19 protein-coding genes are annotated in these 20,774 nt (G+C 64.8%); 18 read left to right on the forward strand and 1 reads right to left on the reverse strand.

Annotation, left to right across the window (positions count from 1 at the left end):
* The first annotated feature begins 182 nt into the window (after window positions 1–182).
* The 7 genes from NFG57_RS04920 (at window position 183) to NFG57_RS04950 (ending at window position 6,884) form a co-directional block, all read left to right on the forward strand.
* Complete coding sequence (locus tag NFG57_RS04920) at window positions 183–467, forward strand: UxaA family hydrolase (protein WP_045993107.1); 285 nt, start codon at window positions 183–185, stop codon at window positions 465–467.
* Window positions 468–469: 2 nt separating this feature from the next.
* Window positions 470–1,639, forward strand: coding sequence for a UxaA family hydrolase (locus tag NFG57_RS04925; protein WP_045993108.1), 1,170 nt, complete (start codon window positions 470–472; stop codon window positions 1,637–1,639).
* 171 nt (window positions 1,640–1,810) lie between these two features.
* Window positions 1,811–2,776 carry a tripartite tricarboxylate transporter substrate binding protein gene (locus NFG57_RS04930; RefSeq protein WP_045993109.1) on the forward strand — a complete coding sequence of 322 codons (966 nt, stop codon included), beginning with the start codon at window positions 1,811–1,813 and terminating at the stop codon, window positions 2,774–2,776.
* Window positions 2,777–2,786: 10 nt separating this feature from the next.
* On the forward strand, window positions 2,787–4,310 hold the full coding sequence (locus tag NFG57_RS04935; RefSeq protein WP_045993110.1) for a tripartite tricarboxylate transporter permease: 1,524 nt from the start codon (window positions 2,787–2,789) through the stop codon (window positions 4,308–4,310).
* Entirely contained in the window at window positions 4,307–4,915 is a 609-nt protein-coding gene (locus tag NFG57_RS04940) for a tripartite tricarboxylate transporter TctB family protein (RefSeq protein ID WP_222568106.1), read from the forward strand. The genes NFG57_RS04935 and NFG57_RS04940 overlap by 4 nt, the downstream gene beginning before the upstream one ends.
* A gap of 35 nt (window positions 4,916–4,950) precedes the next feature.
* Entirely contained in the window at window positions 4,951–5,886 is a 936-nt protein-coding gene (locus NFG57_RS04945; protein ID WP_222515531.1) for a hydroxyacid dehydrogenase, read from the forward strand.
* Window positions 5,883–6,884: an Ldh family oxidoreductase gene (locus NFG57_RS04950; protein ID WP_052704375.1), complete on the forward strand. Its 1,002-nt coding sequence runs from the start codon at window positions 5,883–5,885 to the stop codon at window positions 6,882–6,884. Before NFG57_RS04945 ends, NFG57_RS04950 begins: the two co-directional genes overlap by 4 nt.
* A gap of 107 nt (window positions 6,885–6,991) precedes the next feature.
* Here NFG57_RS04950 and NFG57_RS04955 read toward each other — a convergent pair whose 3' ends face one another.
* The gene (locus NFG57_RS04955) at window positions 6,992–8,020 is read right to left on the reverse strand and encodes a LacI family DNA-binding transcriptional regulator (RefSeq protein ID WP_348815528.1); all 1,029 of its coding nucleotides are present in this window, start codon (window positions 8,018–8,020) and stop codon (window positions 6,992–6,994) included.
* 293 nt (window positions 8,021–8,313) lie between these two features.
* On the opposite strand from NFG57_RS04955, the gene NFG57_RS04960 reads away from it, so the two are divergent.
* The 11 genes from NFG57_RS04960 (at window position 8,314) to sixA (ending at window position 20,683) form a co-directional block, all read left to right on the forward strand.
* Window positions 8,314–8,559, forward strand: coding sequence for a hypothetical protein (locus NFG57_RS04960; RefSeq protein ID WP_045993114.1), 246 nt, complete (start codon window positions 8,314–8,316; stop codon window positions 8,557–8,559).
* Between the two features lie 2 nt (window positions 8,560–8,561).
* Entirely contained in the window at window positions 8,562–9,728 is a 1,167-nt protein-coding gene (locus tag NFG57_RS04965; RefSeq protein ID WP_045993115.1) for a TRAP transporter substrate-binding protein, read from the forward strand.
* Complete coding sequence (locus NFG57_RS04970) at window positions 9,700–10,263, forward strand: TRAP transporter small permease (protein ID WP_348815530.1); 564 nt, start codon at window positions 9,700–9,702, stop codon at window positions 10,261–10,263. The genes NFG57_RS04965 and NFG57_RS04970 overlap by 29 nt, the downstream gene beginning before the upstream one ends.
* A gap of 20 nt (window positions 10,264–10,283) precedes the next feature.
* Window positions 10,284–11,585, forward strand: coding sequence for a TRAP transporter large permease (locus tag NFG57_RS04975; RefSeq protein ID WP_231498473.1), 1,302 nt, complete (start codon window positions 10,284–10,286; stop codon window positions 11,583–11,585).
* 570 nt (window positions 11,586–12,155) lie between these two features.
* On the forward strand, window positions 12,156–13,469 hold the full coding sequence (hisD, locus tag NFG57_RS04980; protein WP_348815531.1) for a histidinol dehydrogenase: 1,314 nt from the start codon (window positions 12,156–12,158) through the stop codon (window positions 13,467–13,469).
* Entirely contained in the window at window positions 13,466–14,233 is a 768-nt protein-coding gene (locus NFG57_RS04985) for an SDR family oxidoreductase (protein ID WP_222515526.1), read from the forward strand. The genes hisD and NFG57_RS04985 overlap by 4 nt, the downstream gene beginning before the upstream one ends.
* A 15-nt stretch (window positions 14,234–14,248) precedes the next feature.
* Window positions 14,249–15,235, forward strand: a complete 987-nt coding sequence (locus NFG57_RS04990) for an alcohol dehydrogenase catalytic domain-containing protein (protein ID WP_348815532.1) — start codon at window positions 14,249–14,251, stop codon at window positions 15,233–15,235.
* 519 nt (window positions 15,236–15,754) lie between these two features.
* On the forward strand, window positions 15,755–17,326 hold the full coding sequence (locus NFG57_RS04995; protein WP_348815533.1) for a Re/Si-specific NAD(P)(+) transhydrogenase subunit alpha: 1,572 nt from the start codon (window positions 15,755–15,757) through the stop codon (window positions 17,324–17,326).
* 16 nt (window positions 17,327–17,342) lie between these two features.
* Window positions 17,343–18,785 carry an NAD(P)(+) transhydrogenase (Re/Si-specific) subunit beta gene (locus NFG57_RS05000; RefSeq protein WP_045991814.1) on the forward strand — a complete coding sequence of 481 codons (1,443 nt, stop codon included), beginning with the start codon at window positions 17,343–17,345 and terminating at the stop codon, window positions 18,783–18,785.
* A gap of 349 nt (window positions 18,786–19,134) precedes the next feature.
* Entirely contained in the window at window positions 19,135–20,205 is a 1,071-nt protein-coding gene (locus NFG57_RS05005) for an NAD(P)H-dependent glycerol-3-phosphate dehydrogenase (protein ID WP_045991813.1), read from the forward strand.
* Window positions 20,195–20,683, forward strand: a complete 489-nt coding sequence (gene sixA / locus NFG57_RS05010; RefSeq protein ID WP_045991812.1) for a phosphohistidine phosphatase SixA — start codon at window positions 20,195–20,197, stop codon at window positions 20,681–20,683. The genes NFG57_RS05005 and sixA overlap by 11 nt, the downstream gene beginning before the upstream one ends.
* The last annotated feature ends 91 nt before the right edge of the window (window positions 20,684–20,774 follow it).

The raw sequence follows: 20,774 nt of genomic DNA on the forward strand, positions 1-20,774 counted from the left end.
TCTTTGCGTTGGGCGAGGCCCGTTTCTTCGTCGGCAGTATAGCTCGAGGGAAATCTAGTTGATACTTGACTAACCTATATCCTATGTCCTATACATGAGTTGTGAGGGCAGCAAGCGACACCTGCCCAGGGCCAACCGGCGATATCACAACGTCAACAACATTCGTTCAGGAGAGGGGCAGCATGAGCATCGATTTCGTAGTGCACGATGCCGACGACAGTGTCGGGGTCGTGGTGGTCGAAGGCGTCGAGGCGGGGCAGACCCTGACAGGCTGGGTCATGCATCAGGACCAGACGGTCACCTTCGAGGTGAGCGACGCCATTCCCATCGGTCACAAGCTGGCCATTCGTGACCTCGATGAGGGCGACACCGTGATGAAGTACGGCGTCGATATCGGTCGCGTCGTCCAGCCGATCAAGCAGGGCGAGCACCTGCACGTACACAACGTCAAGACAAAGAGGTGGTAAGCATGGAAATCAAGGGTCGCAAGTTCCAGGGGTATCGGCGTGAAAACGGCCGTGTAGGGGTCCGTAATCACGTGATCGTGCTGCCGGTGGACGACATTTCCAATGCTGCCGCCGAAGCGGTTGCCAACAACATCAAGGGCGCACTGGCGCTGCCGCATCCCTACGGCCGCCTGCAGTTCGGCGCCGATCTGGACCTGCACTTCCGCACGCTGATCGGCACCGGCTGCAATCCCAACGTGGCGGCGGTGGTGGTGATCGGTATCGAGCCAGGCTGGACCAACAAGGTGGTGGACGGCATCAAGGCCACCGGCAAGCCGGTCGAAGGCTTCTGGATCGAGCAGAACGGTGATCACAACACCATCTGTGCCGCCTCCAAGAAGGCCAAGGAATTCGTCCAGTACGCCAGCGAGATCCAGCGCGAGGAGTGCGACGTCAGCGAACTGTGGGTGTCCACCAAGTGCGGCGAGTCGGACACCACCTCCGGCTGCGGCGCCAACCCCACCGTGGGCGACGCCTTCGACAAGCTATACGACGCCGGCTGTACCCTGGTATTCGGCGAGACCTCAGAGCTGACCGGCGGGGAACACCTGGTGGCCGAGCGCTGCGCCACCCCCGAGGTGCGCGAACAGTTCCAGGCGATGTTCGATCGCTACAGCGACATGATCGACCGCCACAAGACCAGCGACCTGTCCGAGTCTCAGCCGACCAAGGGCAACATCGAAGGTGGCCTGACCACCATCGAGGAGAAGGCGCTGGGCAACATCCAGAAGATCGGCCGTCGCTGCAAGGTGGATGGCGTACTGGACAAGGCCGAAACGCCGGACAAGCCGGGCCTGTGGTTCATGGACTCGTCTTCCGCCGCCGCCGAGATGGTGACCCTGTGCGCCGCCGCCGGCTACGTGGTGCACTTCTTCCCGACGGGGCAGGGCAACGTCATCGGCAACCCGATCCTGCCGGTGGTGAAGATCTGCGCCAACCCGCGCACCGTGCGCACCATGAGCGAGCACATCGATGTCGATGTGTCCTCGATCCTCAAGCGCGAGATCAACATGGAAGAGGCCGGTGATCAGCTGCTTGAAATGATGCTGCGCACCGCCAATGGCCGCAATACCGCCGCCGAGGCGCTGGGGCATCGGGAGTTTGTGCTGACCCGTCTGTACGAAAGCGCCTAAGCCAACGCCCGAGGCGGCGATCTGGCAAAAAAACCGGCTCCTCCCGCCGTTCGTCGGGAGGGGCAGGCCGTTGTAGCAAAGAAGGTTGTGCAAGAACGGCGAGCAATGAAAGCGAGTTGCTCGTAGCGAAGATCCTGACCACCCCATAACGACAACATCAGGAGTAACGTCATGCGCCTTTCCCACACCCTGACCCTGACCGCGATGCTGGCGGCGTCAACCCTCGTGGCCCCGCTGGCCCTCGCCGACGCCGAGGACTTTCCCGCCAAGGACGTGCAGTACGTGATCCCCTTCGGCCCGGGCGGCGAGTCCGACATCAGTGCCCGACTGCAGCAGAAGTACTTCGAGGAGATCACCGGCCAGCAGCTGATCATCCAGTACATGCCCGGTGGCGGCGGCGCGGTGGGCTGGTCCCAGCTCAACGACATGACCGCCGATGGCCATACCATCATGGGCTCCAATCTGCCCCATATCGTGCTCAAGCCGATGGGCAAGGACGCCGGTTTTGCTACCGAGGACGTCAACAACTTCTACTTCTTCCACTACTCGCCGGACGCCATCCTGGTCCGCGAGGACAGCCCCTACCAGACCCTGGAAGATCTGGTCGAGGCGGCGCGCCAGGCGCCCGGTGTGGTGACCTTCTCCGGTAGCGGTACCTACAGTGCCAATGACGTGGCCAATACGCGCTTCCAGCAGTTGGCCGACGTCACCACCACCTACATCCCTTTCAAGGGCACCGGCGCGGCGGTCACCGCTCTGCTGGGTGGCCAGGTCCAGGCCGAGTGGGGCTATACCACCGTGGCTGCCAACCATCAGGACAAGGTGCGCATGCTGGCGGTGGCCGCCGAGGAGCGCCATCCGCTGTTCCCCGACGTGCCGACCTTCCAGGAACTCGGCTATGACATGGTGGGCGGCGCCTATCGTGGCATGGCGGTGCCCAGCGAGACGCCGGCAGACGTTCAGGCGCGGTTGTCCGAGATCTTCGATCAGATCAATCAGAATCCCCAGTTCCGCCAGGAGATGGAGGATCTGGGTTTCGTGTTGATGGACGTCGGCAATGACGATGTTGCCGATTTCCTGGCCGAACAGAGCCAGCAGTATGAGACCAGCGCGCGAGAACTCGGCCTGATCGACTGAGGTTAACGCCATGGATCTTATCGTTCACGCGCTCGGCGCTCTGTCGCCGCTCAATCTTGCGCTGGCCCTGCTCGGGGTAACGGCGGGCATCGTCATCGGTGCCCTGCCGGGGCTGTCCGCCACCATGGCGGTGGCGGTGCTGGTCCCGGTGACCTTCGGCATGGCGCCGGAGTCGGCCCTGATCATGCTCGGCGCCATCTATACCGGGGCCATCTACGGCGGCTCCTACTCGGCGATACTGGTCAATACGCCAGGTACGCCCTCGGCCATCGCCACCACCTTCGACGGCTATCCCATGGCCCGCCGCGGTGACGGTGATCTGGCCGTCACCCTGTCGACCATCGCCTCGGTGGTCGGGGGTCTGGTCGGGGTGCTGGCGCTGCTGCTGCTGGCGCCGCTGCTGGCCCAGGTCGCGCTCAGCTTCGGGCCGGTGGAGTACTTCTGGCTGGCGATCTTCGGGCTGACGCTGATCTCGGCGCTGTCCGAGGATTCGACCCTCAAAGGGTTCATGGGGGCGGGCTTCGGCCTGTTGCTGTCCACCGTGGGCGTCGCGGTGATCGGCGGCGATATCCGCTACACCTACGGCTCGCCGGTGCTGCTTGGTGGCATCGAGACGGTCTCGGCGCTTATCGGCCTGTACTGCATTCCGGTGCTGATCGATCTGGTGGCAACACCCGCCGCCCACCTCAAGGTGGATGGCGTGTCGCGCGGGGTGCGCTTTCGCGAGGGCATGGCGATCGCCATCAAGGGCAAGCTGAACCTGCTGCGCTCGGCGACCATCGGCACCGGTGTCGCCATCCTGCCGGGGGCGGGCGGCTCGATTGCAAGCCTGGTGTCCTATTCGGAGGCACGCCGGGTGGCCGACGAGCCGGCGAGCTTCGGCAAGGGCAATCCTCAGGGGGTGCTGGCGACCGAGGCCGCCAACAATGCCACCGTGGGCGGCGGCTTCATTCCGACCCTGGTGCTGGGCATCCCCGGCACGCCGCCGGATGCGGTGATCCTCGGGGCCTTGCTGGTGCAGGGCTTTCGTACCGGGCCGGAGCTCTTCACCACCAACGCCGGCATCACCTACACCTTCGTCGCCGGGCTGTTTCTGGCCACCTGCCTGCTGTTGCCGCTGGGTCTGTTGATCGGGCGCTACGCCTTCAAGTCGATCATCTCCATTCCCAAGGCGCTGCTGGTACCGACCATCGCCTTCATGACGGTGATCGGCACCTACGCCATCCGCAACAGCGCCAGCGACGTGGTGATCATGCTTTGCCTGGGGGTGCTGGGCTGGGTGCTCAATCGTTACGGCTTTCGGCCCTCGCCCATCGTGCTGGGGCTGATCCTCGGACCCATTGCCGAGCAGGGCTTCGTCCAGGGCTTCCTGATGGGGCGGGCCAGCGGGTCGCTGTTCGCTACCTTCTTCGGTGGGCCGATCAGCCTGACGATCATCGCGTTGTCGCTGTTGAGCGTCTTCTACCCGATGGTCAAGGCACGGCGTGAGGCAAGACGTCAGGACAAGACGATCAATGGGGAGGCGTCGCCATGAGCGCTGTTCACAACAGGAGCACTGGTCACGACACGAGCACTGTCCACAACACCAGCGCTGCCGGCAAGAAGAAGCACGCTATCCAGGCCTCCTGCTCCCGAGCGAGCGAGTATCTGCTGCCGACGCTATTCGTCGCCGGCGCCGCTCTATGCCTGTGGGAGACCCGTGAGATGAGTCAGCTCGGGGCGGTATTTCCTGCGGTGATCTCGCTGGTGGTGATCGTCGCGGGACTGCTGCGCCTGGGGCAGCTTGGGCTGCGCGGGGTGGTGGCCAACCATGAGCGGGGTTCTGATCCGAGTTCTGATCCAAGTTCTGATTCAAGCTCTGATGCGAGCTCGGACTCGGGCTCAGGCTCGACCCCGCGGCGCCTGGCGCTGGTCGGGATCATGCTGGCCTGGGCCCTGGCGCTGCCCTGGCTCGGCTTCCTGTTGACCGGCCTTGCAAGCTTCGTCGGGCTGATGGTGGTCGCGCAGTACCGGCGCTGGCATCCACGTCGCCTGGCCGGACACCTGCTGACCGGCGCCGTGCTGGTGGCCTTCTTCTATGCCCTGTTCGCGCTGGTGCTCAATGTTCCGCTGCCGGCGGGGCGCTGGTTCACGCTGTGAGGCCGATTCGACGCCATTATCGAGGGAGTACAACGATGGCCAGGATAGTTATCTCGGAATTTATGGACGAGCAGGCGGTGGCCTGGCTCGGTGAGCACCACGAAGTGCTGTGTGACACCCGTCTGGTCGAGGATCGAGGACGCCTTCTGGACGCGGTAGCGGACGCCGATGCGCTGATCGTGCGCAATCGGACCCAGGTCGATAGCGAACTTCTGACAAGGGCGCCGCGCCTCAAGGTGGTGGGGCGTCTTGGTGTCGGACTCGACAATATCGACCTCGGGGCCTGCGCCGAGCGCGACGTCGAGGTCAAGCCGGCCCAGGGGGGCAACGCCGGCTCGGTGGCCGAGTATGTGATCGCCGGGGCGCTGATGCTGCGCCGAGGTGCCTACGCCTCGACCCCGGCCATGCTGGCAGGGGAGTGGCCCCGCCAGGCGCTGATGGGGCGTGAGGTCAGCGGCGCGAGGTTGGGTCTGGTGGGCTTTGGTGCCATCGCCCAGGTCACCGCCGGGCTCGCCCGGGCCCTCGGTATGGAGGTGCTGGCGTTTGATCCCCACCTGCCGGCCAAGTCTGCGGCCTGGGGCCAGACCCAGCGCTGCGAGACGCTGGAAGCGCTGCTGGCCGAGGCCGATGTGGTCAGTCTGCATGTGCCGCTCAATGACCAGACCCGACACCTGCTGGATGCCGATCGCCTGGCCGTCATGAAGCCCGGCGCAGTGGTCATCAACGCCGCCCGCGGTGGGGTGGTGGACGAGCCGGCACTGGCCGAGGCGCTCACCAGTGGACGCCTGGCGGGGGCCATGCTCGATGTGTTCGAGCAGGAGCCACTTGGCGCAGGCTCGGTGCTCGAAGGGGTGCCCCATCTGGTACTGACCCCGCATATCGCCGGGGTGACCGAGGAGTCCAACGCGCGTATCAGCCAGATGACCGCCGAGAACGTGGTTGCGGTACTGACGCCGGAGGGGGTGGCATGAGCCAGACGACAACACTTGCCCGCGAACAGGCGCGGGAACTCGCCATGGAGGCGATGCGTGCCAGGGGCTTCCCCGAGCGCGAGGCCGCCATCACGGTGGAGGCGCTGCTCGACGCCGAGCGCGACGGTCTGCCGTCCCATGGGCTCTCGCGCCTACCGTTCTATCTGGACCAGGCCGCCAGCGGCAAGGTCAACGCCGGCGCCATACCCAGGGCCGAAGCCGATGGCGCGGTGGTGCGGGTCGACGCCGACCATGGACTGGCCTTTCCGGCCATCGCCAGCGGGCTGGACGCCGGCTTCGAGGTGGCGCGGCAGCAGGGGCTATGCGCGATTTCCATCGGACGCTCTCACCACTTTGGGGTGGCCGGTGCACCGGTGGAGCGAGCGGCTAGGGAGGGCTTCATGGCGCTGGCATTCAGCAATGCGCCGTCGGCCATGGCGCCCTGGGGTGGTCACAAGCCGCTCTACGGCACCAACCCCATCGCCTTCGCCTGTCCGCGACCCGAGGGCGAACCCATGCTGCTGGACCTGTCATTGTCCAAGGTGGCCAGGGGCAAGGTGATGCTGGCGCGCAAGGCCGGCAAGCCGATCCCCGAGGGCTGGGCGGTGGGGCCGGATGGGGCGCCTACCACCGATCCAGAGACCGCCATCCAGGGCAGCATGGTGCCGGCAGGAGACGCCAAGGGGGCGGCGCTGGCGATGATGGTGGAGCTGTTGTGCGCGGGGCTTTCCGGTAGTCGCTTCGGTTTCGAGGCGGGGTCTTTCTTCGAGGCGCAGGGAGAGCCACCCGGGGTCGGTCATTTGATGCTGCTGTTCGACGTCGATCGCTTCGCGCCCGATGTGCTCGCGCGCTGTGAAGTGCTGTTCGCCGCGATGCTCGAGCAGCCGGGCGTGCGCCTGCCCGGCGACCGGCGCCACCAGCTGCGACGCCAGAGCCATGATCGGTTGGCGCTGCCGACGGCGGTGGTGGATGACCTGACGGCCATTGCGACTTCCTAGCAGTGCGGCTTCCTGGATAGCGTTCGCGGATACAGTTCGCGGATAGCGCCTAGAACGACTTTCCCGAATAGCTTTGCTGAATGGCTTTATCAGCCAGCTCAGCCGGCCTACTGGCCGATTCCGGTAAGTGGCGGCGCCGTCGATCCCCGTAGCTGGACGCTGGCATCCAGGTGCAGGTCGCTGGGCCGTTCGCGATGGCGAATCCACGTCATCAGGGCGTCGGCGGCATGCACTCCGATGTCACTGGCGGGCACCGAGACGGTGGTCAGCGATGGCGACATGTAGGCCGCCTGGGGCAGGTCGTCGAAGCCTGTGATCGACAGTTCCCGAGGCAGGTCGAGCCCGCGTCGCTGGGCCTCGAGCAGGGCGCCGAAGGCCAGGGTGTCATTGCCGCAGAGCAGCGCCGTGGGCGGGGAGGGCATTTCCAGCAGTCTGGCGCAGGCGTCGGCGCCCTCGGCGACACCATACTCCACCACCTCGACGTCTGTCGCCGGGCAACCGGCAGCGGCAATCGCATCGCTGAACCCCTCGAAGCGGGCCCGGGAACGGTCATTGTGTTCATAGGGTGCGGTGACGATGGCGAGGTGGCGGTGGCCCAGGTCGATCAGGTGGCTCGCCAGCTGTCTGGCGGCGCCGCGATTGTCGAAGCCGATACAGGGGGCTTCGGCCTTGTCATGGGTCTGCCAGCTGGTGAGGAAGGGCAGTTGACGCTGGTGAAGCAGACGGTAGGCGTCGGCAAGGTGTTCATGGCCGATCAACACGACGCCGTCCACGCCATGCTGGACCAGCGTCCGCAACGCCTGCAGTTCGTCCTCGAGGTCGTAGCGGTAGGTGGCCAGCAGCAGACGACAGTCATGCTCCTTGAGGCGCCGCTCCAGGCTGTTGGCCATGGTGCCGAAGATCGGGTTGTCGAGGGTCGGTACCAGCAGACCGATGGCGCCGATGCGGCGTGAGGCCAGTGCACGGGCCGAACCATCCGGCACGTAGCCGAGGCGGCCGACGGCAGCCTCCACTTTCTTTCGCAGGCGGTCGCTGACGTGGGGTGCGCCGTTGAGCACCCGCGAGACAGACGCCGTCGAGACCCCGGCCTCCCGGGCCACATCTTCCAGCAACGCTCTGGTGGGACGATCGTTCATCTGGCCTCTCCTGGGTGGCGCCACCGGTGTGATCCGATCGGCGCCACGGTTGCGGCTAAAGTCGAAGGTCCTTTACAGGATTCTGGCTGGACAAGTCCTATAGAGGAATCTACCTTGAATGGTGCGCCATGTAAGCGCTTACAATTATAGCAGCAGACAGCGTTGATCGTAGTTCACTGCTGCATTTTTGCCTCGTTAGCCTGACCACGGCTTCGAGCGGAGCCGGTCCAGGCTCAGCAAGATCGACAACGACGCGTACCACCAAATACAACGAGAGTCGGGAGTCGCCACCCATGTCCAGGTCGTCTTCGTCCTCAGCCAAGTTGATGTTATGGCTGTCGATATGTCTGTTCGCCGCCTTTTTCGTCAACGTCGCCATCCAGCGCTATGTACCGGGAATGTGGGCGCTGGAAGCCGCCTACGAGGCGGTGCTGTTGACGCTCGCTACCGCCTTCTTCGTCTCTGCCTGCCTCAAGTTCGAGGGCAAGGCGCCGTCTGGCGCCGAGCCGGGCACGCCAACCACACAACAAGGACAATGACCATGCGAGATTTCATCACCAATGACAGCGGTGCTCCCAGCCAGCCGGAAAGACGGCTGTTCATGGGCACCGTGGCGAAGTTCGGTTTTACCGCCGCGGTGGTCGGTGCGGTCGGCGGTGCGTTGTTCTCGGAAAGCGCCATGGCGGCCACCGCCAAGGAAGAGTCCGAGCGAGAGAACGCGGCCGAGAGCACCATCGTGCTCGCCACCGGCTATACCCTGGGCGCCTCGCGGGCCTATCCGATCATGCAGCTCAACTTCAAGGAGAACCTGCAGAACTTCTCCGGCGGTCGGCTCTACGTGAAGCTGGCGCCCGGTGGTCAGCTCGCCACCGGCGGGGCGCTGATCTCGATGGTCCAGAACGGTTCCATCGCCATCGCCCAGCATTCGCTGTCCAACCTGTCGTCCTTCGCCCCGGAAGCCGACCTGGTAAACATTCCCTACTGGTGTGGCGAGAACCAGCGTCTGATCAATCTGGTGACCTCGGACGCCTGGCGCGACACCGTTCACCACAAGGTCGAGGAGCGCGGCTTCAAGGTGCTGTCCTATATCTGCATCGACCCGAGGACCGTCGCCGTGCGCGAGGGGCTGCTCGATGGCCCGGTGCGGGTCCCCGATGACATCTCCGGCATCAAGTTCCGGGTGCCGTCCTCGCAGATCCTGCAGCAGGTCTATCGACTGGCCGGTGCCAACCCGACGCCGGTGGCCTGGGGCGAGACCTCGTCGGCGATCAAGCAGGGCGTGGCCGATGCCCTCGACCCCAGTGTCCAGGCCCTGCTGGTGTTCGGCTTCACCGACGTGCTGTCGAGCATCTCCACCATCCAGTCGGTGCCGGATGCCCAGGTCTACACCTGCAACAAGGCCTGGTTCGACAGCCTGGATGGCGCGCTTCAGGACGCTGTCATGCAGGCGTCTGATGTCACCTTCCGCGAAAACCTCGCCAAGGTCCCGGCGGCGCGAGCCTACGCCCATGACCAGATGCGCCTGGCCGGCGTCGAGGTCTACTCCCTGAGCGACGAGGAAAAGGCCCAGTGGGTCGAGCGTTGCGGCCATCAGCTGCCCGCCTGGGACGAGACCAAGCGTGAACTGGCGGGGTCGCTGGAGGCATTCGACAAACTGCTGGCCGCCACGGAGGTGCAAAATGGCTATTTCGTCGACAGCAACGCCTAAGGACACGCGCTGGCGCGCCCTGCGCCTGCGCTGTGACGACGTCGATCGCCGCACCGAGCGCTGGCTGCTGCTGACCTTCTACGCGCTGATCATCCTGACGGTGGCGGTGGAGGTGATTCGTCGCTTCGCCCTCAACTACTCCTCGGTGTGGGGCGAGGAGCTGGCGCGCTATGCCTTTATCTACCTGGCCTGGCTCGCCGCCGCCGCGGCGGTCAGGGACCGCGCCCATATCCGCATCGATGTGCTGATCAACCTGGGCGGGCCTCGCATGAAGCGCCTGGGCTGGTGGATCTCGGATATCGCCACCCTGGTACTGGCGGTGTGGGCGCTGTACCTGTCGATCGCACCGGTGCTGACGTCGATCAACTTCGGTTCGGTCACCCCGGGGCTGCGGATCTCCCAGGCGTTCTTTCTTGCCGCCATCCCGGTGGGCTTTCTGCTGATCGCCTGGCGAGTGGTGCAGAGCATGCTGGCGGATATCCGGCGCATGCAGCGTGGTGATCCGGTCTTCGATGGCCAGAAGCTCTTCGACTGAGGGGGACCGTCATGGAATTCATGGAACTTCAACAGGCCGCGGCCTCCCTGGACTGGACCTTCTATGCGCCGCTGGCGGCGCTGATCGTGATGATCCTGGTCGGGGTGCCGGTGTGGGTCGCCATCGGTCTCGGCACCCTGGGCATGCTGACCTTTACCGAGACCTTGCCGCTGTCGGTGTTCGGCGAGTCGCTGTTCGAAGGCATCAACGCCTTTGCGCTGATCGCGGTGCCGCTGTTTATCCTGACCGGTGATGCCCTGGTGCGCTCGGGGCTTTCCGGCAAGTTGCTGGATGTGGCCGAGGCCAGCGTCGGCGGGCTCAAGACCGGCCTTGGCAGCTCGACGACGCTGGGCTGCGGCTTCTTTGCCTGCATCTCCGGCTCGGACGCGGCGGGTGCCGCGGCGGTGGGGCGCATGACCATTCCCCGGCTGGTGGAGCGCGGCTATCCGTTGCCGGCGGCCTGTGCGCTGGTGGCCTCCGGTGCCTGCACCGGCATCCTGATCCCGCCGTCGATCGCCTATATCGTGATGGGCCTGGTGCTGGGCATGTCCGCCTCGACGCTGTTTCTGGCGGCGGCGATCCCCGGGGTGATGGTGATGATCTCGGTCATGGCCACCAATATGGTGCTCAATCGCATCTACGGCTTCGAAGGCGATCGCGAGCGTTTCTCCTGGCGACGCTGGATCGACACCGTATGGGACGCCCGCTGGGCGCTGTTCGTACCGGTGGTGATCCTGGGCGGCATCTACACCGGCATCTTCACTCCTACCGAGGCGGCATCGGTGGCCGTGGTGGTGGTGGTCATCATCGGCCTGCGCCAGGGGCGCCTGACGCTGGGTGACATTCCGCGCATGCTGGAGAGTTCGGCGCGGGTGTGCGGCGTCATCGTGCCGATCATCGCGGTGTCCCTGCCGCTGGCGCAGAGCCTGGCCAGCCTCGATATCCCCCAGACCCTGGTCAGCGGAATCAGCGGTGTCACCGACGCCCCCTGGCTGATGATCCTGATGATGATCGGCATTCTGGTGCTGGCTGGCTGCGTGATGGAAACCACCCCCAACATCGTCATCCTGGCACCGCTGCTGCTGCCGCTGGCGCTGGAGGCGGGGATGAACGAGTTCCACTTCGCGATCCTGATGGTCACCACCCTGGGGCTTGGCTTCATCACGCCACCGCTGGGACTCAACCTGTTCGTGGTGTCCGGCTTGACCCGCTGTTCGGTCCTGTCGATCGCTCGCTACGCGCTGCCGTTCGTGCTGGGGATGCTGATCGTGGTGTTGATGATCGCTTATTTGCCTTGGTTGTCGACCTGGGCGATAGGGTAGGGCTCGTCTGAAAAGTGCCTGCGCTCGGTAATACGGCGTTAAAAATCGGCTGGTGCGCCAGCCCGGTCAAAATGCTCATTTACACCCCGTAAACTGCGCTTTCTCACCGATTTTTGCCTTGTCTAACCTTCGCTCGTCGACTTTTCGGACTGAGCCCAGGGAGAGGTTGGGGGAGAGCTGTCTTCCCCCTTTTTTCAACGGATTTGTAAGCGCTTACAAAAGTGTGGGCGTAAAGATACGAAGCGAGGGCAAGGGCGACGCTAGGCGACTGGCTGGCCCACGCCTCGCCAGAGCAACGCTCACCAGAACAACGACGCCGTCGGCGCATCACGGCCGAGTCGACGGCACACCCTAGGGCTTGTCTGAAAAGTGCCTGCGCTCGGTAATACGGCGTTAAAAATCGGATCAACATGCTCATTTACACCCCGTAAACTGCGCTGTCTCACCGATTTTTTGCCTTGTCTAACCTTCGCTCGTCGACTTTTCGGACAGCGCCTAGGCACTGCGCATGCTCAAGACTCAAGCATGTGTGGCGACCGATACCGGCCGATGACCTCAAGGAGACTCAACATGGCGATTCACTACTACAAGCAAGCCGACAAGAATGCCTCCAGCAACGACACCCAGACCCATGAAGTCGTCTCGCGCATGCTCGCCGAGATCGAGGCCGGGGGAGAGGCCAAGGCGCGGGAGTACTGTCGCGAACTCGACGGCTGGGAAGGTGACGTCATCGTCAGCCGTGACCAGATCGAGGCGGCCAGGGAGAAGGTCCCCGAGCAGCTCAAGCAGGATATCCACTTCGCCTATGAGCGCGTCAGCCGGTTTGCCGCTGCCCAGCGCGACAGCATCCAGGGCTTCGAGACCGAGCTGTCTCCGGGCCTGTTCGCCGGGCAGAAGCTGATCCCGATGGAGACCGCCGGTTGCTACGTGCCCGGTGGCCGCTACGCGCATATTGCCTCGGCGATCATGAGTGTGGCCACCGCCAAGGTGGCCGGGGTCAAGAACGTGGTGGCCTGTTCGGTGCCGCGGGACGAGAACGGCATCCACCCGGCCATCCTCTATGCGATGGATCTCGCCGGTGCCGACGTCATCCTGCAGATGGGCGGGGTTCAGGGCATCGCCTCCATGGCCTTTGGACTGTTCACCGGCAAGCCCGCCGATATTCTGGTCGGCCCCGGCAACCGCTTCGTCGCCGAGTCCAAGCGTCAGTTGTTCGGACGCTGCGGCATCGACATGTTCGCCGGGCCCACCGAGATCGGCATCATCGCCGATCACAGCGCCGATCCCGATATCGTGGTCGAGGACCTGGTTGGCCAGGCCGAGCACGGCCCGGATTCGCCGGCCTGGCTGTTCACCACCTCGCGCGAACTGGCCGAATCGGTGGATCAGCGCATCCAGGCGCGTATCGATGACCTGCCGGAAACCCAGCGCAAGGCTGCCGACGCCGCCTGGCGCGACTACGGCGAGATCATCGTCTGCGATACCCGGGAGGAAGCCGTCGAGGTCAGCGATCGTTACGCCTCCGAACATCTGGAACTGCAGGTTGAGGATCTGGACTGGTGGATGGAGCGCCTCAACAGCTACGGCTCGCTGTTCGTCGGCGAGGAGGCTTCGGTGGCGTTCGGCGACAAGTGTTCGGGCACCAATCATATCCTCCCGACCAAGGGGGCGGCGCGTTACACCGGCGGGCTGTGCGCCCAGAAGTTCCTCAAGATCGTGACCTACCAGCGCCAGAGCCGCGAGGCCACCCGCACCGTAGCCGCCACCGCCGCCAGGCTGTCGCGCTGCGAGGGCATGGAAGGCCATGCCCGTACCGGCGATATCCGTCTGGCCAAGTACTATCCGGATGAGCGCTTTGTGCTGGCGGTGGAAGAGGACGTATGACCATGCGTCCCGATTTCGACCTCGACGGACGGGTGGCGCTGGTCACCGGGGGCAGTAGCGGGCTGGGTCTTGCCATCGGCGAGGCACTGGCGGCGAGCGGCGCCCGGGTGGTGCTGGCCGCCAGGCGTCAGGACGCGCTGGATGCGGGAGTGGAGCGGATTCGGAGCATGGGCGGCCAGGCGGCCGCCCTCAGCGCCGACCTGGCCGACGCCAGGGGCCTCGAAGAGGTGGCACGTCGCGCCACCGAGGCGTTTGGCGATCCCCAGATTGTGGTCAACGCCGCCGGGGTGAACCTGCGCCAGCCGGCAGAAGAGGTCGATCTGGCCTCGTGGGAGCTGACCCTGCAGCTCCACCTGGGCACGCCGTTCTTTCTGTCACGGGCGCTGGTGCCGGGGATGCGCGCGGCGGGCTACGGTCGCATCATCAACCTGGCCTCGCTGCAGTCCAGTCGTGCCTTTCCCGACAGCGCCCCTTATGGCGCCGGCAAGGGTGGCATCGCCCAGCTGACCCGCGCCATGGCCGAGGCCTGGTCGCGCCACGGTATCAACGCCAATGCGCTGGCGCCGGGATTCTTTCCTACCGAGCTGACCTCACCGGTGTTCGACGATGCGGCCAGGTCCGAGGCGCTGGCGCGCCAGACCGCCATCGGCCGTAACGGAAGGCTTGAGGATATCGCGGGACCAGCGGTATTCCTGGCGTCCCCGGCCTCGGCCTACGTCACCGGCCAGATCCTTCACGTCGATGGCGGCTTTACCGCCAAGTGATTCAGGAGACTCACCATGCAAGCCTTGTTCTACGTCGGTCGCGAGCAGATGGAGATGCGTGGCACCGAGCCCGAGCCGCTCAAGCCGGGGGAGTCGCGGGTGCAGGTGGAGGCCACCGGCATCTGCGGTTCCGACCTGCATGCCTACCATGGCCATGATCCCCGGCGGGTGCCGCCGATGATCCTGGGCCACGAGGTCGCGGGACGGGTGGTCGAGGGTGCCTGGAAGGGCAAGCGGGTCACCATGAACCCGCTGATCGTCTGCGGCCACTGCGAGTACTGCCAGGCCGGGCGCCAGAATCTATGCGAGAACCGCAGCATGATCGGCATGAATCGCCCCGGCAGCTTCGCCGAGACGGTCAACATCGCCGATCACAGCCTGATCGAGCTGCCACAGACGCTCAGCGCCGAGGTCGCCGCCATGACCGAGCCGGTGGCGACCGCAGTGCATGGTATTCACCGCCTGGAGCGGGTGCTCGATCGCCCGCTGGCGGAGTCCCGGGTGCTGGTGATCGGTGCCGGCGCCATTGGCCTGATGACCGCCTTGATCCTGCGCCAGCGCGGGGTGCGCTCGCTGCGTATCGCCGATCTCAACCCGCTGCGCCGGGAGGCGGCGCTCAGGGTCGGGCTCGAGGCCTTCGACCCGCGCGAAGCGCCGCCCCGGGCCGACTCGGTGGAAGCGGTGTTCGACTGTGTGGGAGCTGGCCCCACGCGCAAGATGGCGGTGGCCTCGGCTAGTCCTGGTGGCGCCATCATGCACCTTGGTCTGCAGGACAACGATGGGGTCACCGATACCCGCGCCATCACCTTGAAGGAGCTGAGTTTTCTTGGTGCCTACACCTACAGCTTCGGTGATCTTCGCGCTGCCGTCGCACTGCTCGACGCCGGTGCGCTGGGGGAGCTGTCCTGGGTCGAGAAGCGGCCTCTGGCCGAGGGGCCGGCCGCCTTCGAGGAGCTGGCAAGCGGGCGCAGCGCCGCCGCCAAGGTCATTCTGTATCCGTAAGGGCCGCGTTGGCACGGAGCAGCGCTCTGAACAGGCGATGTCGAGTGGACGCGCTGTGCGTCGCCTGTTGCTTTGCCAGCGCTTTTGCCAGCGCTATTGCCAGCGCTATCCGTCATCCTTTCAGCTATCTTTTCGTCCATCCTGTCGGCAAGGCAGCGCAGATGGTCGGCGTTTTTTCTGAGCGAATATGTCGCTGGGTGAGCGCTTGTTCAAGCTCGAAAGGGAGGTTGTTGGCAGTCACAAATCCGCGTTGTTTCTCTTCAGAGGTTGCCACCAGGGTGTGATCACGCCGCCAGACCGGGCACGCCGGGCCTGGGAGGCTCGGAAGGGCATAAGGTTACACCCCGCTTCGTGCCGGTTCTCTTAATGGATTCAGGTGGTTGCTCTCACATTGCAGTGCACAAATTACTGGCGATCCCCTCTTGTGCAGACTAGCCACAAGAGGTAACACTGGTAGGAATGACAACAAGAAACCATAACAAGCAATCGTAATAACGTTGGCCACATGGGAGATCCATCGTGAAGATAGGAGCACCAAGGGAACGGCATAAGGGCGAGGCGCGTGTCGCGCTGACGCCCGAGAGCGCCGGACACATTCAGAAGCTGGGTCACGAGTGCCTGATCGAGACGGGCGCAGGTGAGCTTGCCGGCTTTACCGACGCCGCCTATGAAGAGGCCGGTGTCACTATCGTCGACAGCATGGAGGCGGTATTCGAGCAGGCCGACGTGGTCGTCAAGGTGCGCGAGCCACAGAAGGAAGAGTCCGACCTGCTGCGCCAGGACCAGACCCTGATCAGCTTCTTCTGGCCGGCCCAGAACGAGGAGATGCTCGAGACCTGCAAGGACAAGGGTGCCAGCGTCGTCGCCATGGACATGGTGCCGCGGATTTCCCGCGCCCAGAAGATGGATGCGCTGTCCTCCACCGCCAACATCGCCGGCTATCGCGCGGTGATCGAGGCAGGCAACCAGTTCGGGCGCTTCTTCACCGGTCAGGTCACCGCCGCGGGCAAGGTGCCGCCGGCCAAGGTGCTGATCATCGGTGCCGGCGTTGCCGGTCTTGCCGCCATCGGTACCGCCACCAGCCTTGGTGCGGTGGTGCGAGCCTTCGACGTGCGCCCCGAGGTCTCCGAGCAGATCGAGTCCATGGGCGCCGAGTTCCTGTTCCTCGATTTCGAGGACTCCCAGGACGGCTCCGAAAGCGGTGGCTACGCGGCGCCCTCCAGCCCCGAGTTCCGCGAAAAGCAGCTCGAGCTGTTCCGTCAGCAGGCCCCCGAGGTGGATATCGTCATCACCACCGCCCTGATCCCCGGACGCCCGGCTCCCAAGCTGTGGCTCGAGGACATGGTCAAGGCGATGAAGCCGGGCTCTGTGGTGGTCGACCTGGCCGCCGAGAAGGGCGGCAACTGCGACCTGACCAAGCCTGATGAGCGCGTGGTTACCGACAACGGCGTCATCGTGGTCGGCTATACCGACTTCCCGTCGCGCATGGCCACCCAGTCGTCGCTGCTGTACTCGACCAATATCCGTCACATGCTGACCGATCTGACGCCGGAGAAGGACGGCAAGATCGTTCACGACATGGAAGACGACGTGATCCGTGGCGCGACCGTCACCCACCAGGGTGAGGTCACCTTTCCGCCGCCTCCGCCCAAGGTCAAGGCCATCGCCGCGGCCAAGCCGAAGCCCAAGGAGAAGGAGCCGACACCGGAGGAGCGCAAGGCTGCCGAACACGCCGCCTTCATGAAGCAGACCAAGAGCCAGGTCACCATGCTGGCGGTCGGCGGCATCGTCATGGGGCTGCTCGGTCTGGTGGCGCCGGCGTCCTTCATGCAGCACCTTATCGTCTTCGCGCTGGCCTGCTTCGTCGGTTTTCAGGTCATCTGGAACGTCAGTCACTCTCTGCACACGCCGCTGATGGCGGTGACCAATGCGATTTCCGGGATCATCATCCTCGGTGCCGTGCTCCAGGTGGGCTCGGGTAGCTGGTTGGTCGCCTTGCTGGCGGGCATCTCGGTGCTGATCGCTTCCATCAACGTCGTGGGTGGCTTCCTGGTGACACGCCGGATGCTGGCCATGTTCCAGAAGTCCTGAACCGCGGAGAGACGAAATGCTAGGACAACAATTCGTAACCGCCGCGGCGATCGCGGCGAGTGTGCTGTTCATCCTCTCGCTGGGAGGACTGAGCAATCAGGAAAAGGCCAAGCGCGCGGTGTGGTACGGCATCGTCGGTATGGGCCTGGCGGTGTTCTCCGTCATGCTCGGCCCGAACATCGGCAACTACTGGCTGATGATTCCGTTGATGATCGTCGGTGCCGTGGTCGGCACCATGGTGGCGAAGCGGGTCGAGATGACCCAGATGCCGCAGCTGGTGGCGGCGCTGCACTCCTTCGTCGGTCTGGCGGCGGTGTTTGTCGGCTGGAACGCCGAGATGGAACGCGCCCGGGTGCTGGCGCTGAAGGCGGCCGGTGAGTCCCTCGACGGCCTGTCGGCGTTCGCCGCTACGCTGGCCTACAAGACACCTGCCGAGCTGACCTTCCTGCAGGTCGAGGTGGTGCTGGGCGTGTTCATCGGTGCGGTGACCTTCACCGGCTCGGTGATCGCCTTCGGCAAGCTGGCCGGCAAGATCGACGGCAAGCCGAAGAAGTACCCCGGCGGTCATGCCCTGAACGCCGGTGCGGCGATTCTCTCGCTGGTGCTGGCCATCGCCTACCTCAACGGTGCCGGCTTCTGGACACTGTTGCTGATCGCTCTGCTTGCCTTCTTCATCGGCTGGCACCTGATCCTCGGCATCGGCGGCGCCGACATGCCGGTGGTGGTGTCGATGCTCAACAGCTACTCGGGCTGGGCCGCGGCCGCTATCGGCTTCACCCTGTCCAATGACCTGCTGATCGTCACCGGTGCGCTGGTGGGCTCCTCCGGTGCCATCCTGTCGTACATCATGTGCAAGGCGATGAACCGCAACTTCGTCAGCGTCATCCTCGGTGGCTTCGGCGGTACCCAGGGGCCGGCCCAGGAGATTGAGGGCGAGCAGGTGTCGATCGACGCCGGTGGCGTCAGCAGCGCCCTCAACGACGCCGACAGCGTGATTATCGTGCCGGGTTATGGCATGGCGGTGGCCCAGGCCCAGAACGCGGTCAGCGAACTGGTGCGCAAGCTGCGCTCCGCCGGCAAGGAGGTGCGCTTCGGCATCCACCCGGTGGCAGGTCGTCTGCCGGGTCACATGAACGTGCTGCTGGCTGAGGCCAAGGTACCCTACGATATCGTGCTGGAGATGGACGAGATCAATGATGACTTCGCTTCCACCGACGTGGTCATCATCATCGGCTCCAACGACATCGTGAACCCGGCCGCCCAGGAAGACCCCAACAGCCCCATCGCCGGCATGCCGGTGCTCAAGGTGTGGGAGTCCAAGCAGGTGTTCGTGTGCAAGCGTGGTCAGGGAACCGGCTACTCGGGCATCGAGAACCCGCTGTTCTTCAAGGAGAACACCCGGATGTTCTACGGCGATGCCCGGGCCAGTATCGATTCGCTGATTCCGCTGATCGACTGAACTGAGCCGCGTGTAGTACAGGGCTCCTCTTTCGAGGGGCCCGAAGACGCCCCTCCTTGCAGGGGCCCGAAGACGCCCCTCTTCAAGGGGGCAAATAGACGCCCCTCTTCACGGGGGCCCGACGACGCCCCTGTTTAAAGGGGCCCAAAGACGCCCCTCTTCACAGGGGCCCGACGACGCCCCTGTTTAAAGGGGCCCAAAGACGCCCCTCTTCACAGGGGCCCGACGACGCCCCTTTCGAGGGGCGTTGCTCGTTGTGGCACCAGGTCAGTCAAAGTGGCGACGAGATCCCTCGTCGAGACGTCAGATTCGGTACAATCCACCAAGACTCATCGACTGCGGAGCAAGCATGACCGACATGGACACCAGGGTGGCGGTGCTGGGGGGCGGGAGCTTCGGCACCGCTCTGGCCAGCATCGCCGCCGATAACGGCTTCCACGTGCGCCAATGGCTCAGGGACGGCGCGCTGGTGGAAAGCATCAATCGTGATCATCGCAATCCGCGCTACCTGCCCGACTACGCCATTAACCCCAGGGTCGAGGCGTCCACCGAACTTGAGTGGGTGCTCGAGGAGGCCATCCTGGTGCTGGTGGCGATTCCCTCCAAGGCCTTCGCCGAGGTGGTGCGCCAGGCACGTCCCTGGCTCAAGCCCGAGCAGATTCTGGTCAGCACCACCAAGGGTATCCAGGAGGATGGCTTCAAGCTGATGAGCCAGATCCTCGAGGACGAGACGGGGTTTGCCCACGTGGGCGTGCTGTCCGGGCCCAACCTGGCCTCCGAGGTGGCCCAGAAGCAGCTCACCGCCACGGTGATCGCCAGCCACGACGCCGAGACGCGATCCCGCGTGCAGGCGGCGCTGGGCTGTGACTATTTCCGCGTCTACGCCAGCAATGACCGCTACGGGGTCGAGCTTGGCGGTGCGCTCAAGAACATCTACGCCATCGCCGCCGGCATGGCAGCGGCGCTGGGCATGGGCGAGAACACCCGCAGCATGCTGATGACCCGTGCGCTGGCCGAGATGAGCCGATTCGCCGTATCCCAGGGCGCCAATCCGATGACCTTCCTGGGGCTGGCCGGCGTCGGCGACCTGATCGTGACCTGCTCGTCGGAACTGTCGCGCAACTATCGCGTCGGCTTCGCGATGGGCAAGGGTCAGAGCCTGGACGAAGCGGTGGCGTCTCTCGGCCAGGTGGCCGAAGGGGTCAATACCGTCAAGCTGGTGCGCGACAAGGCCGATGCCGAAGGCGTCTACATGCCGTTGGCGGAAGGGCTCTACCAGGTGTTGTTTCGCGGCGTGCCGGCCCGTGACATGGCCAAGCTGCTGATGCGCGGCGAGCAGAGCAGCGACGTCGAGTTCGTGCTCCCCCGCGAGGACGTCAAGCAGGACCGGCGACAGACGGAGGCCAAGAATGGCGGATAGACTCTGGATCATGCGTCACGGCGAGGCCACTCCGGGCTTTCCCGACGAGGCGCGCAGGCTGACCACCCGCGGCGAGGACGAAGCTCGCGCCATGGGGCGCTGGCTGGCGAGTCGTGACGACATCGACTGGGGCCGGCTCAAGGTGCTGGCCAGTCCCTACGTGCGTGCCCAGCAGACCGCCGCCCTGGTGCTGGAAGCACTGCCGGACGAGGTGAGTCTCGATACCCTGGACATCATCACCCCCGACGATTCCCCCGAGGCCGTGGTGGACTGGCTGACGCTGGAAAGTGACGAGGGCCCGCTGCTGCTGGTTAGCCATATGCCGCTGGTCGCGGCCCTGACCGGGCTGCTGGCGGAGGGCAGGGCAGGGGCCGGGGTGGGCTTTGTCACCGCGGCTATCGCCGAACTGGAAGCCGATGTCAGAGCCGCTGGTTGCGCGCGGCTGGTGGGCATGACCACGCCATCGTCACTTCGCTGACCCTGACCGCAGTAGTTGGAGTGGTGTAAGCGACGTGTCTGCCATATTTCGCACTCGATAGAACAGGCCCGTCACTGGCGGGCTTTCACCT

It is taken from the genome of Halomonas sp. H10-59, assembly GCF_040070555.1.
Classification (GTDB): domain Bacteria; phylum Pseudomonadota; class Gammaproteobacteria; order Pseudomonadales; family Halomonadaceae; genus Halomonas; species Halomonas litopenaei.

Excerpts from the sequence above, each read along its gene's own strand:
- NFG57_RS04970 (WP_348815530.1), top strand. The coding sequence starts at position 9,700 with ATGGCTATTTCGTCGACAGCAACGCCTAAGGACACGCGCTGGCGCGCC.
- NFG57_RS04945 (WP_222515531.1), top strand. The coding sequence starts at position 4,951 with ATGGCCAGGATAGTTATCTCGGAATTTATGGACGAGCAGGCGGTGGCC.
- NFG57_RS04940 (WP_222568106.1), top strand. The coding sequence starts at position 4,307 with ATGAGCGCTGTTCACAACAGGAGCACTGGTCACGACACGAGCACTGTC.
- NFG57_RS04965 (WP_045993115.1), top strand. The coding sequence starts at position 8,562 with ATGCGAGATTTCATCACCAATGACAGCGGTGCTCCCAGCCAGCCGGAA.
- NFG57_RS04920 (WP_045993107.1), top strand. The coding sequence starts at position 183 with ATGAGCATCGATTTCGTAGTGCACGATGCCGACGACAGTGTCGGGGTC.
- NFG57_RS04955 (WP_348815528.1), bottom strand. The coding sequence starts at position 8,020 with ATGAACGATCGTCCCACCAGAGCGTTGCTGGAAGATGTGGCCCGGGAG.
- NFG57_RS04930 (WP_045993109.1), top strand. The coding sequence starts at position 1,811 with ATGCGCCTTTCCCACACCCTGACCCTGACCGCGATGCTGGCGGCGTCA.
- NFG57_RS05005 (WP_045991813.1), top strand. The coding sequence starts at position 19,135 with ATGACCGACATGGACACCAGGGTGGCGGTGCTGGGGGGCGGGAGCTTC.
- NFG57_RS04925 (WP_045993108.1), top strand. The coding sequence starts at position 470 with ATGGAAATCAAGGGTCGCAAGTTCCAGGGGTATCGGCGTGAAAACGGC.
- sixA (WP_045991812.1), top strand. The coding sequence starts at position 20,195 with ATGGCGGATAGACTCTGGATCATGCGTCACGGCGAGGCCACTCCGGGC.
- NFG57_RS05000 (WP_045991814.1), top strand. The coding sequence starts at position 17,343 with ATGCTAGGACAACAATTCGTAACCGCCGCGGCGATCGCGGCGAGTGTG.
- NFG57_RS04990 (WP_348815532.1), top strand. The coding sequence starts at position 14,249 with ATGCAAGCCTTGTTCTACGTCGGTCGCGAGCAGATGGAGATGCGTGGC.
- hisD (WP_348815531.1), top strand. The coding sequence starts at position 12,156 with ATGGCGATTCACTACTACAAGCAAGCCGACAAGAATGCCTCCAGCAAC.
- NFG57_RS04975 (WP_231498473.1), top strand. The coding sequence starts at position 10,284 with ATGGAACTTCAACAGGCCGCGGCCTCCCTGGACTGGACCTTCTATGCG.
- NFG57_RS04960 (WP_045993114.1), top strand. The coding sequence starts at position 8,314 with ATGTCCAGGTCGTCTTCGTCCTCAGCCAAGTTGATGTTATGGCTGTCG.
- NFG57_RS04950 (WP_052704375.1), top strand. The coding sequence starts at position 5,883 with ATGAGCCAGACGACAACACTTGCCCGCGAACAGGCGCGGGAACTCGCC.
- NFG57_RS04935 (WP_045993110.1), top strand. The coding sequence starts at position 2,787 with ATGGATCTTATCGTTCACGCGCTCGGCGCTCTGTCGCCGCTCAATCTT.
- NFG57_RS04985 (WP_222515526.1), top strand. The coding sequence starts at position 13,466 with ATGACCATGCGTCCCGATTTCGACCTCGACGGACGGGTGGCGCTGGTC.